A 12,644-nucleotide genomic window follows, 5' to 3' on the forward strand; every position below is an offset into this window, starting at 1 on the left:
AATAACTGCAAGGTCGCATGGACCACCCATGCCTGGGACGATTACCTGTACTGGCAGAAGATCGACCAGCGCATCGTCGACGAGATTAACGGTCTCATTGAAGAGATCGCCCGCAACCCCTTCACCGGCACCGGCAAGCCGGAGCCACTGAAGGGGGATTTGACGGGTTTCTGGTCCCGCCGCATCACGAAGGCTGACCGCCTGGTCTACATCGTTCAGGACGGCACCATTTACGTGATGCAGTGTCGCCAGCACTACTGAACCTTGGGGGCGCTTCGGCGCCCCTTTTTCATATCTCCCTGTGGAAACGGCCCGGCGGCGTCGCACCAGGGGGTTCTGTCGCAGTAAGCCTTCGATAGAATGTGCTGGTGTCAGACTCAGCGAGTGTTGGTGGCGGCCATGAATCCGGAAGTGGCGAAGGTCTTGAAGCGTTTGCATTACCCGCTGGAAGTGATGCTGACCTGCGTGCGCTGGTACGTGGCCTATMCGCTGAGCCTGCGAGATCTCGACGAGATGATGGCCGAGCGTGGCGTCTCGGTGGACCATTCGACCGTGCACCGCTGGGCACTGAAGTTGCTGCCGGCGTTGAACAGGATCTTTCGCTCTCACAAGCGCCCGGTGGGCAAAAGCTGGCGCATGGATGAAACCTACATCCTGGTGCGCGGCCAGTGGAAATACCTGTACCGGGCGGTCGACAAGGCCGGCCATACCATCGATTTTCTACTGCGCGTCCAGCGAGACAAGGCAGCTGCTCGGCGGTTCTTCGAGAAGGCCATCGCACAGCACGGCCAGCCCGACACGGTCACCGTCGACGGCAGCCCGGCCAACTTGGCGGCCCTGCACGACATCAACGCCGAACGGGAAACGCCCATCGCCATTCGACAGGTCAAGCGCCTGAACAACATCGTCGAGCAGGACCATCGGRCGATCAAGCGCATCACCCGACCGATGCTTGGCTTCAAAGCCTTTCGATGCGCGCGCATTGTCCTTGGCGGCATCGAGTTGATGCATATGATCGCCAAGGGGCAGATGCACCGTTCCGGTGGGGCCACCGTGTCCGCTGCACAGCAATTCTATTCCCTGGCCTCATAAGCCAAGATTCACTGCGGCCTTCTTGGCGACTGATCTCTCTTACTGCGACAGAACCGTGACGGCGTCTCCCCGACGCCTGCCTCTGCGCGGTCCATCGGCCCCGCTCCAGATCGATCAACGATCAGCAACGACGAGCGAAAGGGCCGCCCATCTCAAGTGCGGGGGCCATGCTGCACAAAAAGCGCCCCCGGATTTGGCCACTCCCGATTCCGATCCCGTTCAGCCGAACGTACCTCGCGCCAGATCTTTTTCAAATTCGATGGTCCAAGCGGTGCCATGTCCGATTCGGTATTCCCTTTCCTTGAGCGTCGACTTGCGGATGATGGTGACATAGCCCTGGAGAGGGTAGACCTCGTCGACGACGTCGGGCGTGTCGGTTTCCTGAAGCAAAAAGTCGGCTTCGGCAAGCTGGTGACGATGCAAGATAGCGACGAAATCCGCTTTTTCGTCCRGTGCGATCACTGACATTTGGCGTCCCCCGATATTGAACGCTCGACTTTTCCAAGATAGCACAAGCGTCAACGCTGCAGTGGCAAGGCGCGCGTTCGGGCGCGCCACGCTACCACGGAATCGGCTGGCGATCGCGAAAAAAGCCACCGCTGGGTCCGGCTTCAGGCAGCGTCGCGAGCCAGACGACGGTGTCGATGCCATGCTCGGGAGAACGCGGTGCATCGGGGCCACCCAGGTCGGTCCGGCACCAGCCAGGGCACACCGAGTTGACCTTGACGCCGCTGTTGGCCATCTCGGCGGCGAGGATGCGCGTGACGGCATTCAGCGCCGTCTTTGAGATACGGTAGGCCGGCACGCCGCGGGTCATCTCCGCGAGCTGGCCCATGTCGGAAGCCAGATTGACCACCCGGCCGGCGCGGCTGGCGCGCAGCAGGGGCGCCAATGCCTGTGTGACCCGCAGCACGCCGAAGAGATTTGTCTCCAGGGTGGTGCGCAAGGTCTCGAGCGGCAGTTCGAGCAAGTTGGCGCTGTCGTGATCGAGCAAGACGCCGGCGTTATTGATCAGCACGTTCACGCGGCCGAAGCGTTCGGCCAGCCACTTGGCCAGCGCGGCCACCGAATGCGTGTCGGTGACATCGAGCGGCCGGCATGCGAGCGAGTGGCCGGTAAGCGCGAGCCGGGCTCGCAACGCATCAAGGTCCGCCGGCTTGCGCGCCGTGGCAACGACCAGGTGGCCTTCCACGGTGGCCAGATGGCTCGCGGCTGCGCGGCCCAGGCCGCGACTCGCGCCGGTGATGACGGTGATCGGTTGGCTGTCCATGCTGGCGCCTCCTTATCGGCGAGGGCGGCATCGGCGTCGGACATCATGGCCACCCGGCGCATGAAGCAAGCGGCCAGTTCGATGCTGGCGTCAATACATTGTGTCTAGCAGGTGAGGTGCAGGATCGCATTGGCGCCGCGGGGGTGCTCCGCCAGCCTTGCGATGGCTTCGGCGGTTGGAAGAATGACCAGTTTGACGTGGCGATGCCTGGCCTCTCGCTTCACATCTTCCATCACCGGCAATGCACCGGTGCCGGTGCCGATAACCAGTTGGCTGCAATTCCAGGGTATGTCTTCCCTGACTGATAGCGGTGTGTGCCCGAAGGCTTCGCGGAATTGCCTGGATGGCCTCTTCTTTCGCTTGCGAACCTCACCCTGATCGATGACCACGTCATGCTGATAAGTCACGCCGTCAATACAGACGGACCCAAAGGAAAATGCTTCGAAGCGCATACGTACCTCCACTGGGACGCGGGCGGTGACAGTGGCTCATGATTCGTTCTTGTGTAGCTTGCCGGTGCTGGTTACAGCAACCACGTCCAGGTCGAAGAATGGGCTGTCCTGGGGCGGCGGTGGCAATCCCGCGCCCCAGGCGCTGATGGCAAGCTTGATGTATTCGGCCATCTGCTCGTCCGAGACGTCCTTGGGTTGGTCAATGATGACCACGTACCGATGATTGCTCATGGTGCATCCTTATCGGCTGGCAGCGAAGCCTGCTCCAGGCTGCCATGCTGCCGCGTTCTCGCTTGGCATGACGCCGCGATTGCCCTTCATGTTCTGCGCCGCCGTCACGCGAGGTATTGCCTGTTACGCTTTGAGTATAGGGGGCACACCTGGCCGCGCACCCTGCAAGCTGGGGCAGACMGTTCCCCGCTGGAGCGGGCGCGGGCAGCGGCCATGGATCGCGTGTCCTAACGCTTGCGATGCTTCCCGGCGCGTGGCGCATCGTCGGCAGGATCGGGAATCAGGTCCTTGTCCAGCACGTCATCGATGTTGGGCGGCGCAGGCGGGTGCTCTTCGCGCTCCGCGCTCCGGTCCGCCCGGTCCGCGGGGGTATCCGCGGGAATACTCTCGGCGGCGCGCGTGATCTCGTTCATGCTTTCTTCTGGCGCGTCATCCTCGTTTGGGTCATGGCCATGGGGGAAATCGATCGGCTCCGCCGCCCGTTCGGTGAATTCGTCAACGGCCTCCTCGATGTTCTCCCACACGTCTTCCAGTTCAGTGGAATCCAGGATGCTGGGAATGGTGCGATCCGTGCGCGGCCGAACCGGATCACCGGTTCGCCGCGTCTTGCCAGAGTCCACCTTGTGCGGCTTTTTCATCGTCAACTCCTGACCGACGATCGTGGCCATGCTTTGTGCAAGCACGCGTATGTTTCAATAATAAGCACGCAAAGAGCGCGCTGTGAAGCGTAGGTGCCTGATGTGGTACCGGGGTGGTACCGGGCATGCGAGACTGCCAGGAGATCCGCCASGACGGAAACCCGGGAACGCCATGGAAAAGATATTCCGTTATCGCCTTTGCTGCCCGAGACGGTATCCTAGAATGGAGTGCCGAACTGCCGGAAGTCGCTGGCATCGCAAGATGCAGCGAGTCCGTGCACCAAGCAGGCTGGAGGCGCGTCATGCCCACCTATCAGTACCGTTGTGAGAAATGCGGTGAGGTTTTCGACCGCGCGGAACATCTCGCCGAACATGAAATCGCCCACCCATCTTGCCCCAAGTGCGGCAGTAAAACGGTACAGCACATGCCGACGCCGTTTGTTGCGAAGACGGCGAGAAAGAGCTGAGGTCTGCCCAGCCTTGATGGCGAGGGCGAAATCGTGACGGTTAGGGGACGGATGCCGTAGCAACCGGGATTCCGCTGCTGGCCGCCATGTTCGCGGGCTGCCTGGCCTACCTTGCCATGTTGCCCGGCTGGGTGTTGTGCTAGTGTAGTGTTGCATTCTTGAATGAACTTACGATGCTCGCATGCCTCCAATGTTCAACTTCGGAGCAGAGTGGAGAGCGCGAATGCGAGTTGCCCCTGAAATTGTGCTGACCGACGAGGCTGGTTCGTTCGACGCTTACCAGCGTGAGGCTGGTGCAGCGTGCGCGTATCGTGCTGCTTGCGGCTGAGGGGATGCAGAGCAAGGACATTGCCGAGCAACTGAGCGTGGGCCGGGTGCAGGCCTCGCGCTAGCGCGAGCGCTATGCCCAGTCGCGACTCTCGGGCATTGAGCATGACCTTCCACGTGGAGCGCCGCCGGTAAAGGTGGACGTCTCTCGCCTCGTGGAGCTGACCACCCAGAGCAAGCCCGAAGCGGCCACGCACTGGAGCAYTCGCAAGATGGCTGTCGAGTTGGGTGTTTGCGCGGCCAGCGTCTCACGGCACTGGCGTGCCAACGGCCTGAAACCCCATGTTGTGCGCGGTTTCAAGGTCTCGCGCGATCCGAAGTTTGTCGAGAAGCTTGAAGATATCGTGGGCCTGTACATGTCGCCACCCGAGCACGCGCTTGTGCTGTGCTGCGACGAGAAGAGTCAGGTGCAGGTGCTGGACCGCACACTGCCCGGGCTGCCCCTGAAGAATGGGCGCGCGGCAACMATGACCCACGACTACAAGCGCAATGGCACGACCACGCTGTTTGCCGCGCTCAACGTGCTCGATGGCCAGGTCATTGCCCAGTGCCAGCAGCCCCACCGCCATACCGAGTGGTTGAAGTTCCTGCGCAAGATCGACCGTGAGACGCCCAAGGACAAAACGCTGCATCTGATCGCCGACAACTACGCCACGCACAAGCATCCTGCGGTGCAGGACTGGCTGGCAAAGCATCCGCGATTCAACATGCACTTCACGCCTACCTCGGCGTCATGGCTGAACATGGTCGAGCGGTTCTTCCGCGATATCACGACCGAGCGACTTCGTCGCGGCGTATTCACCAGCGTGCCGGAACTGATCGCCGCCATCAATGGGTACATCGCTCACCACAACACCAACCCCAAGCCGTTCATCTCGACCAAGAGCGCTCGCGACATCCTGCAGAAGGTCATTCGCGCCAACCGCCGCTTAAGTTCCAAACAGAATGCAACACTACACTAGGTTCATGCCGGCTCGCAGGCTGTGCCACCGACAGAGGTCTCCTTCATCACCATTGGGTCCACATAGGCGGCGACCATCCGAATCAGGCTCTGCGCCAATACGCTGAACCCGACATGCTCTGACTGCCGGCCGAGTCACGCGTGACTTGCCGGATTCGATAAGCGGGGGATTGGAGGTCGCATTGCGGCGGAACCCTTCATAGGAACTATACAGGACCATATCAGTTCTAATTGGCAGGGAGTAGCTTGGGGTAAAGATGCTCAGACTAAGCAAACTGACCKACTATGGCACGGTGATCATGACGCACATGGCGCGCGATCCGGGCCGGATCTGCAGTGCCGCCGAGGTTGCGGCCGAGATTGGCGTGTCGATGCCCACCGCGAGCAAAATCCTCAAGATGCTTGCGCGGCAAAAGCTGCTGCATTCGCTGCGCGGCGCGAAGGGCGGTTACCTGCTGGCGCGGCCGCCGCAGGAGATCTCGATCGCGCAGGTGATTGACGCCATGGAAGGCCCTGCCGGCATGACCGAATGCAGCATTGCGGCCGGCTTGTGCGCCCAGGAAGGAATGTGTTCCGTCCGTGCGAACTGGCAGCGAATCAGCCTGGCGATCTTTCATGCCCTGGATGGCGTAACGCTGGCGGACATGACGCAACCGACGTTGCATCCGGTGGATATCGGCGCGCTGCACGCCTGGAAGGCGGCCGGCCGTAGTAAGCAGGCGTTCGAGTGACGCAAGGCGACCGAAGGCAGAACATGGCAACCCCCGCACACAAGCTCGACGAACTGATCAGCCAAGGCTATCAGCACGGCTTCTACACGTCCGTGGCAACGGACACGGTGCCGTGCGGGTTGAACGAGGACGTGATCCGCATGATCTCGGCCATGAAGGACGAGCCGGAGTTCATGCTTGAGTGGCGCCTGAAGGCCTATCGTCATTGGCTGACGGTGTCCGAGCCGCACTGGGCGACGGTCAGGCACCCGCCCATCGACTATCAGGCAATTGCTTACTATTCCGCGCCAAGCTCCCAAAAAGCCGGGCCCAAGACGCTGGACGAGGTCGATCCGGAGTTGCTGCGCACCTACGAGAAGCTGGGCGTGCCCTTGCGGGAGCGCGAGTTGCTCGCGGGCGTCGCCGTGGATGCGGTATTCGACAGCGTCTCGGTCGCAACCACCTTCAAGGCGAAACTGGGCGAGCTCGGCATTGTTTTCTGTTCGTTCTCGGAGGCGGTGCGGGAGCATCCCGAGCTGGTGCGGCAGTACCTCGGCACGGTAGTGCCTTACACCGACAACTACTTCGCCACGCTCAACTCGGCGGTGTTCAGCGACGGGTCGTTCTGCTATATCCCGCCAGGAGTACGCTGCCCGATGGAGTTGTCCACTTACTTTCGCATCAATGCCCAGAAGACCGGCCAGTTCGAGCGCACCCTGATCATTGCCGACGAGGGCGCCTATGTCAGCTATCTGGAAGGCTGCACCGCGCCGATGCGCGACGAAAACCAGCTGCATGCCGCGGTGGTGGAACTGATCGCGCTGGAAGGTGCGCAGATCCGGTACGCGACGGTGCAGAACTGGTATCCGGGCGACAAGGATGGCAAGGGCGGCATCTATAACTTCGTGACCAAGCGCGGTGACTGCCGCGGTGCCTGCTCGAAGATCTCGTGGACCCAGGTCGAGACCGGATCGGCCATCACGTGGAAGTATCCAAGCGTGATCCTGCAGGGCGACGACTCGGTCGGGGAGTTCTATTCCGTGGCGCTGACCAACCACTACCAGCAGGCCGACACCGGTACCAAGATGACCCACCTCGGCAGGAATACCCGGAGCACGATTCTCTCCAAGGGCATTTCKGCCGGCCACGGCCAGAACGCCTATCGCGGGCTGGTGAAGGTGGCAAAGAACGCCGGCGGCGCGCGCAACTACTCGCGGTGCGACTCGCTGTTGCTGGGTGACAAGTGTGCGGCCCACACCTTTCCCTATATCGAGGTGAAGAACGCCACCGCGCGCGTCGAACACGAGGCCTCCACCTCGCGCATCGGCGAGGACCAGCTGTTCTATTGCCAAAGCCGCGGCATCGGCCCCGAAGACGCGGTATCGATGATCGTGAACGGCTTTTGCAAGGAAGTATTCAAGGAACTGCCGATGGAGTTCGCGGTGGAAGCGCAGAAGCTGCTGGGCGTCAGCCTGGAGGGAAGCATCGGCTAAGAGGGGAGCGCGCGGGACGCGCTACCTCGGAGCCGCATTGGCGTCGTGTCGGAGCCACATTGGAGCAAGAGGCCAGCCATGCTTGAAATCCGCAACCTGCACGTCTCAGTCGACGACAAGCCCATCCTGCACGGCATCGACCTTACCGTGAAGGCTGGGGAAGTGCACGCCATCATGGGCCCCAACGGCTCCGGCAAGAGCACCCTTGCCCATGTGCTGGCCGGACGGGACCGCTACGTCGTCGTCGCGGGTGAAGTCCTCTACGATGGCGCGAACCTGCTCGGCATGCCGCCCGAAGAGCGGGCACGCGCGGGTGTCTTCCTGGCCTTCCAGTATCCGGTGGAAATCCCCGGCGTCTCGAACATCTATCTGCTCAAGGCAGGGCTCAACGCGATCCGCAAGCATCGCGGCGAGCCGGAGCTGGATGCCATGGACTTTCTCGCGCTGGTCAAGGACAAGCTCAGGCTCATGGAGATGGACCCAAGCCTGCTTTACCGCGCCGTGAACGAGGGCTTTTCCGGTGGCGAAAAGAAACGCAACGAGATCCTGCAAATGGCGGTGCTGGAGCCACGGCTCGCCATTCTCGACGAGACCGATTCCGGCCTCGACATCGATGCGCTCAAGATCGTCGCCAGCGGCATCGGCGCCATGCGCGGCCCCCAACGCGCCATCGTACTGGTTACCCACTACCAGCGGCTGCTCAATTACATCGTGCCGGATCGCGTGCACGTGCTGGCGCAGGGCCGCATTGCCAGGTCCGGCGGGCCCGAGCTGGCGCTCGAACTGGAGCGTCATGGCTACGTGGGGATGGAGGCGCCGGCCTTCGCTGGCGTGGAGGCCTCGGCATGAGCGCAACCGGCGTGGAACACTATCTTGCCGAATTCGCCCGCGTCGAGGCTGCATTGCCCGGCCGGCGGCTGCCCTGGCTTGCGCGCGCGCGCAAGCAGGCAATGGAACACTTCGCGCAAGCCGGGTTGCCGACGCTGCGCCACGAGGACTGGAAATACACCAGCGTGGCCGCGATCGAGCGAAGCCGCTTTGCCGCGGGGCCGGCGCAGTCTGGCGACAGGCCGGACGCCGCCCTGGCTGCGCGGATCGAGACGCTCGCTTTGCCCGGCGCGTACCTGATGGTATTCGTCAATGGCCGCCACCAGCCGCAATGGTCGCGTATCGGTGTGCTGCCGGCAGGGGCTGAACTCCTCAGCGTCGCCGCCATGCTGGAGCGCACACCGGAGCCTGTGGAAGCGCTGCTTTGCCGCCCCGCGAGCGACTACCCGTCCGGCTTCGCTGCCTTGAACACCGCGTTCATGGCCGATGGCGCCTATATCCGCCTGGCCGCCGGCACCGCTGCCGACGCGCCGATCCACCTGCTGTTCATCGCCACCGAGCCGGAGCTGGTCACCCATACGCGTAATCTCGTGATGGCGGAAGAAGGCAGCCGTGTGTGCATCGTGGAGCACCACGTGGGTGTGGACGGCCTCGCTTATTTCACCAATAGCGTTACCGACATCGTCGCCGCGCGTGGCGCGCACGTCGAACATCACAAGGTGCAGCAAGAGAGCCTCAAGGCGTTCCACATCGCTGGCGTGAATATGGACCAGCGGCACGGCAGCCACTTCACCTCCAGTGCGTTCGCCCTGGGCGGCGCTCTGGCGCGGGCCGACATCCAGGTCGGGCTGAATGCCGAGCGCGCCGAATGCTCGCTCGACGGGCTGTACATGACCGGCGGCCGGCAGCATATCGACCACCACACCCGCATCGACCACGCCAGACCGGAAGGCAAGAGCCGCGAGTTCTATAAAGGCGTGCTGTCCGGCGCCTCGCGCGCCGTGTTCAACGGCAAGGTGGTGGTGCATGCCGATGCCCAGCGTACCGATGCGCACCAGTCCAACCGCAACCTGCTCTTGTCCGAGCATGCCGAAGTCGACACCAAGCCACAGCTGGAGATCTACGCCGACGACGTCAAATGCAGCCACGGCGCCACCGTCGGCCAGCTCGATCCCGAGCAGATTTACTACCTGCGCTCGCGCGGGTTGGACGATGCGTCGGCGCGGGCGCTGCTGACCTTCGCCTTCGCCGAAGAGATGGTCAACCGGCTAGGCGTGGTTTCCTTGCGCGCGCGGCTGGAGACGCTCCTGCGCGGCCACTTGCCCGAGCCGCTGAGGGTGCTGACATGAACACGGTCGCGTATGAACTCAGGGCCCTGTGGGGTACGGCACCGGCCGCTGGCCTGGACGTCATGCGGCTGCGCTGGGACTTCCCCATCCTGCGGCAGACGGTCAACGGCAAGCCGCTGGTCTATCTGGACAACGCCGCCACCAGCCAGAAGCCACAGAGCGTGATTGACTGCGAGGCGCATTACTACGCCGCGCTCAATGCCAACATCCATCGTGGCGTGCATACCCTGAGCCAACTAGCAACCGATGCCTACGAGGCGGCGCGCGACGCTACGCAAGGCTTGATCCATGCGGCCCGGCGTGAGGAGATCGTGTTCCTGCGCGGAACCACGGAGGCGATCAACCTGGTGGCGGCGAGCTACGGACAGCGCCTGCGGGCCGGCGACGAGATCCTGATCAGCGCGATGGAGCACCATTCCAATATCGTGCCGTGGCAGATGCTGTGCGAGCGCACAGGTGCCATCCTGCAGGTGGCGCCGATCAACGATGCGGGCGAACTGCTGCTGGAAGAATTCGAGCGCCTGCTTGGCCCACGCACCAGGCTGGTTGCCGTGACCCATCTCTCCAATGCCCTCGGCACGGTCAACCCGGTGCGGTACCTCATTGAACTGGCACATGCCAGGGGCATTCCGGTGCTGGTCGACGGCGCCCAGGCCGTGCCGCACTTCAAGGTTGACGTGCAGGCGCTGGATTGCGATTTCTACGCCTTCTCGGGGCACAAACTCTACGGCCCCACCGGCATTGGCGTGCTCTACGGCAAGGCTGCGCTACTCGATGCCATGCCGCCTTACCAGGGCGGGGGCGACATGATTCGCGAGGTCACATTCCGCAAGACCAGCTACAACGAGCTGCCCTTCAAGTTCGAGGCCGGCACGCCCAATATCGCCGGCGTGATCGGCCTGGGCGCGGCGATCGACTATGTGAGCGCGGTTGGCCTGGAAGCCATCGCGGCCCACGAGCACGCGCTGCTCGCCTACGCCACCGGGCAGGCGGCGCAGATTGCCGGCCTGCGCATCATCGGTACGGCCGCGGAAAAGGCGAGCATTCTCTCGTTCGTCCTGGATGGCGTGCATCCCCATGATGCCGGCACCATCCTCGACCTGGAAGGCGTTGCGGTCCGTGCGGGCCACCATTGCGCGATGCCCGTGATGGAGCGGTTCGGTGTGCCTGCCACGGTGCGGGCATCCTTCGCGCTATACAACACGCGAGAGGAAGTGGATGCGTTGTTCCGTGCCGTGCGCAAGGCACAGGAGGTATTTGCCTGATGTCCGATCTACTCGATCTTTACCGGGAAGTTGTGGTCGACCACAGCCGCTCGCCCCGCAATTGCAGGCGGCTGACGGGGGCGAACCGCAGCGCCGAGGGGTTCAACCCGCTGTGCGGTGACCGGCTGAGGCTGTACCTGAAGGTCAGCGATGGCGTGATCGAGGATGCGAGCTTCGAGGGTTCCGGCTGCGCTATCTCCACCGCCTCGGCGTCACTGATGACCGAGGCGCTCAAGGGTAAGACCGAGGCGCAGGCGCAGGCGCTGTTTTCCGGCTTCCATTCGCTCGTGACCGGATCTGGCGCGGAGCAGGCCGGCGCGCCGCTGGGCAAGCTGGCGGTGCTGGGCGGCGTACGGGAGTTTCCGGCACGTGTGAAGTGCGCGACGCTGGCCTGGCATGCCATGCAAGCCGCCTTGCAAGGCAGCGCCCAGCCGGTCTCAACGGAGTGATGCGATGAGCATGATCGATTGGCTGCGCAAGGCCGAGGCGCATGAAGACAGGCTCGAGCCTGGCCCCGACACGATGGAGGGCCGGGTGATAGAGGCGCTGCGCACCGTCTATGACCCGGAGATCCCGGTCAATATCTACGACCTGGGACTGGTCTACAGTCTGTCCGTGGACGAATCCGCCGGCAAGGTGGGCATCCGCATGACGCTGACCGCGCCGGGCTGCCCGGTGGCGCAGACCTTCCCCGGCGTGGTCGAGAGTGCCGTCATGGAAGTTGGCGGCGTGGATGAGGTCGAGGTTGAACTGGTATGGGATCCGCCTTGGTCGCGAGAGCGGATGAGCGAGGTGGCGCGGCTGGAACTGGGGTTGCTCTGAGATGAGCGAATGGATCGATGTCGCCGCGGCCGACGAATTCGCGCCCGGGACGTGCCGCACGGTTGACGTCGACGGCTTGCAGGTCGCGGTATTCAATGTGGGTGGCCACTACTACGCGGTCGAGGACATGTGTTCCCACGAGGCGGAGCCTCTCTGTGGCGGCGACGTCGAAGGCCAGGAGGTCGTCTGCCCGCGCCACGGCGCGCATTTTTCCCTCATCACGGGGGCGGCGCTGTCTCCTCCGGCATACGACCCGGTGGCGATTTTCCCGGTCCGGGTCGTGGGCGGCAAGGTGCAGGTCAAGGATGATCGCTGGGACTAGGTGGCAACGTGCTTCATCTCCAATCCCAAATCCCTCTTCAGCTTTCCGGGCAGCAGCTTCGGTTGGCAGCCGCACGCTACGCGACGTCGGCGAGAGCGGATACCGTGCACTATCCAACATGCGGAGGTCGGCCATGTCGCGCATGCTTATCGTCCTTGGCCTGATCGTGGTAGCTGGAGGACTGCTCTGGCCCTGGCTGTCCGGGCTCGGATTCGGTCACTTGCCCGGGGATATCGTTATTCATCGTCATAATTTTCACCTGTACCTTCCGATTACGACTTCGCTGCTCGTCAGTGCGGCGGCATCGTTCATTCTTTGGTTAATAGGTCGGTGAAGCGGGCACCTAGTCTGTTACCCGGGTGTCGGCGCGTGATTGCGGCAGGAACCGCACACAGTTGACCGGCCTTCCCGCAAGAC

Annotated in this window: 17 protein-coding genes and 1 pseudogene; 13 read left to right on the plus strand and 5 right to left on the minus strand. The window is 63.0% G+C overall.

Going from position 1 to position 12,644, the window contains the following annotated elements; translation table 11 throughout:
* The coding region (locus tag AC1DS3_RS26100) for a Txe/YoeB family addiction module toxin (RefSeq protein WP_477128254.1) at window positions 1–261 on the plus strand (261 nt) is incomplete at its 5' end.
* Between the two features lie 138 nt (window positions 262–399).
* Window positions 400–1,092, plus strand: coding sequence for an IS6 family transposase (locus AC1DS3_RS26105; protein WP_477128255.1), 693 nt, complete (start codon window positions 400–402; stop codon window positions 1,090–1,092).
* 219 nt (window positions 1,093–1,311) lie between these two features.
* On the opposite strand, the gene AC1DS3_RS26110 is transcribed toward AC1DS3_RS26105, so the two are convergent.
* The 5 genes from AC1DS3_RS26110 to AC1DS3_RS26130 form a co-directional block, all read right to left on the minus strand.
* Window positions 1,312–1,560: a hypothetical protein gene (locus AC1DS3_RS26110; protein WP_477128256.1), complete on the minus strand. Its 249-nt coding sequence runs from the start codon at window positions 1,558–1,560 to the stop codon at window positions 1,312–1,314.
* Window positions 1,561–1,651: 91 nt separating this feature from the next.
* On the minus strand, window positions 1,652–2,362 hold the full coding sequence (locus AC1DS3_RS26115; protein ID WP_441639662.1) for an SDR family oxidoreductase: 711 nt from the start codon (window positions 2,360–2,362) through the stop codon (window positions 1,652–1,654).
* 104 nt (window positions 2,363–2,466) lie between these two features.
* Window positions 2,467–2,814, minus strand: coding sequence for an MTH938/NDUFAF3 family protein (locus AC1DS3_RS26120; protein ID WP_441639663.1), 348 nt, complete (start codon window positions 2,812–2,814; stop codon window positions 2,467–2,469).
* Between the two features lie 36 nt (window positions 2,815–2,850).
* A complete protein-coding gene (locus tag AC1DS3_RS26125) occupies window positions 2,851–3,045 on the minus strand; it encodes a hypothetical protein (RefSeq protein ID WP_441639664.1) in 195 nt (64 codons plus the stop codon).
* A gap of 227 nt (window positions 3,046–3,272) precedes the next feature.
* Complete coding sequence (locus tag AC1DS3_RS26130; protein WP_441639665.1) at window positions 3,273–3,713, minus strand: hypothetical protein; 441 nt, start codon at window positions 3,711–3,713, stop codon at window positions 3,273–3,275.
* A gap of 272 nt (window positions 3,714–3,985) precedes the next feature.
* Between AC1DS3_RS26130 and AC1DS3_RS26135 the strand changes: the two genes are divergently transcribed.
* The 11 genes and pseudogenes from AC1DS3_RS26135 to AC1DS3_RS26185 all read left to right on the plus strand — a co-directional run bounded on the left by AC1DS3_RS26135 (window position 3,986) and on the right by AC1DS3_RS26185 (window position 12,561).
* Window positions 3,986–4,150 (plus strand): FmdB family zinc ribbon protein, encoded by a 165-nt coding sequence (locus AC1DS3_RS26135; protein WP_441639666.1) that lies wholly within the window; start codon window positions 3,986–3,988, stop codon window positions 4,148–4,150.
* Window positions 4,151–4,410: 260 nt separating this feature from the next.
* Window positions 4,411–5,439, plus strand: a pseudogene (locus AC1DS3_RS26140) (IS630 family transposase).
* 256 nt (window positions 5,440–5,695) lie between these two features.
* Window positions 5,696–6,169 (plus strand): SUF system Fe-S cluster assembly regulator, encoded by a 474-nt coding sequence (locus AC1DS3_RS26145; protein ID WP_477128257.1) that lies wholly within the window; start codon window positions 5,696–5,698, stop codon window positions 6,167–6,169.
* 23 nt (window positions 6,170–6,192) lie between these two features.
* Window positions 6,193–7,641, plus strand: coding sequence for a Fe-S cluster assembly protein SufB (gene sufB / locus AC1DS3_RS26150; RefSeq protein ID WP_441639668.1), 1,449 nt, complete (start codon window positions 6,193–6,195; stop codon window positions 7,639–7,641).
* 78 nt (window positions 7,642–7,719) lie between these two features.
* Complete coding sequence (gene sufC / locus AC1DS3_RS26155; RefSeq protein ID WP_441639669.1) at window positions 7,720–8,490, plus strand: Fe-S cluster assembly ATPase SufC; 771 nt, start codon at window positions 7,720–7,722, stop codon at window positions 8,488–8,490.
* The gene (sufD, locus tag AC1DS3_RS26160) at window positions 8,487–9,818 is read left to right on the plus strand and encodes a Fe-S cluster assembly protein SufD (protein WP_441639670.1); all 1,332 of its coding nucleotides are present in this window, start codon (window positions 8,487–8,489) and stop codon (window positions 9,816–9,818) included. Before sufC ends, sufD begins: the two co-directional genes overlap by 4 nt.
* A complete protein-coding gene (locus AC1DS3_RS26165) occupies window positions 9,815–11,083 on the plus strand; it encodes a SufS family cysteine desulfurase (RefSeq protein ID WP_441639671.1) in 1,269 nt (422 codons plus the stop codon). Before sufD ends, AC1DS3_RS26165 begins: the two co-directional genes overlap by 4 nt.
* Window positions 11,083–11,532 carry a Fe-S cluster assembly sulfur transfer protein SufU gene (gene sufU / locus AC1DS3_RS26170; protein ID WP_441639672.1) on the plus strand — a complete coding sequence of 150 codons (450 nt, stop codon included), beginning with the start codon at window positions 11,083–11,085 and terminating at the stop codon, window positions 11,530–11,532. The genes AC1DS3_RS26165 and sufU overlap by 1 nt, the downstream gene beginning before the upstream one ends.
* 4 nt (window positions 11,533–11,536) lie before the next feature.
* Window positions 11,537–11,905: an SUF system Fe-S cluster assembly protein gene (locus tag AC1DS3_RS26175; protein ID WP_441639673.1), complete on the plus strand. Its 369-nt coding sequence runs from the start codon at window positions 11,537–11,539 to the stop codon at window positions 11,903–11,905.
* 1 nt (window position 11,906) lies between these two features.
* Window positions 11,907–12,227 carry a Rieske (2Fe-2S) protein gene (locus tag AC1DS3_RS26180; RefSeq protein WP_441639674.1) on the plus strand — a complete coding sequence of 107 codons (321 nt, stop codon included), beginning with the start codon at window positions 11,907–11,909 and terminating at the stop codon, window positions 12,225–12,227.
* A gap of 142 nt (window positions 12,228–12,369) precedes the next feature.
* Complete coding sequence (locus AC1DS3_RS26185; RefSeq protein WP_441639705.1) at window positions 12,370–12,561, plus strand: DUF2905 domain-containing protein; 192 nt, start codon at window positions 12,370–12,372, stop codon at window positions 12,559–12,561.
* The last annotated feature ends 83 nt before the right edge of the window (window positions 12,562–12,644 follow it).

The sequence above is a fragment of the Cupriavidus sp. 01L46 genome (assembly GCF_056399905.1).

Bases quoted from the DNA above. Each gene is read 5' to 3' on its own strand.
- AC1DS3_RS26115 (WP_441639662.1), bottom strand. From the start codon at position 2,362: ATGGACAGCCAACCGATCACCGTCATCACCGGCGCGAGTCGCGGCCTG.
- AC1DS3_RS26120 (WP_441639663.1), bottom strand. From the start codon at position 2,814: ATGCGCTTCGAAGCATTTTCCTTTGGGTCCGTCTGTATTGACGGCGTG.
- AC1DS3_RS26125 (WP_441639664.1), bottom strand. From the start codon at position 3,045: ATGAGCAATCATCGGTACGTGGTCATCATTGACCAACCCAAGGACGTC.
- AC1DS3_RS26130 (WP_441639665.1), bottom strand. From the start codon at position 3,713: ATGGCCACGATCGTCGGTCAGGAGTTGACGATGAAAAAGCCGCACAAG.
- AC1DS3_RS26135 (WP_441639666.1), top strand. From the start codon at position 3,986: ATGCCCACCTATCAGTACCGTTGTGAGAAATGCGGTGAGGTTTTCGAC.
- sufC (WP_441639669.1), top strand. From the start codon at position 7,720: ATGCTTGAAATCCGCAACCTGCACGTCTCAGTCGACGACAAGCCCATC.
- sufD (WP_441639670.1), top strand. From the start codon at position 8,487: ATGAGCGCAACCGGCGTGGAACACTATCTTGCCGAATTCGCCCGCGTC.
- AC1DS3_RS26165 (WP_441639671.1), top strand. From the start codon at position 9,815: ATGAACACGGTCGCGTATGAACTCAGGGCCCTGTGGGGTACGGCACCG.
- sufU (WP_441639672.1), top strand. From the start codon at position 11,083: ATGTCCGATCTACTCGATCTTTACCGGGAAGTTGTGGTCGACCACAGC.
- AC1DS3_RS26175 (WP_441639673.1), top strand. From the start codon at position 11,537: ATGAGCATGATCGATTGGCTGCGCAAGGCCGAGGCGCATGAAGACAGG.
- AC1DS3_RS26180 (WP_441639674.1), top strand. From the start codon at position 11,907: ATGAGCGAATGGATCGATGTCGCCGCGGCCGACGAATTCGCGCCCGGG.
- AC1DS3_RS26185 (WP_441639705.1), top strand. From the start codon at position 12,370: ATGCTTATCGTCCTTGGCCTGATCGTGGTAGCTGGAGGACTGCTCTGG.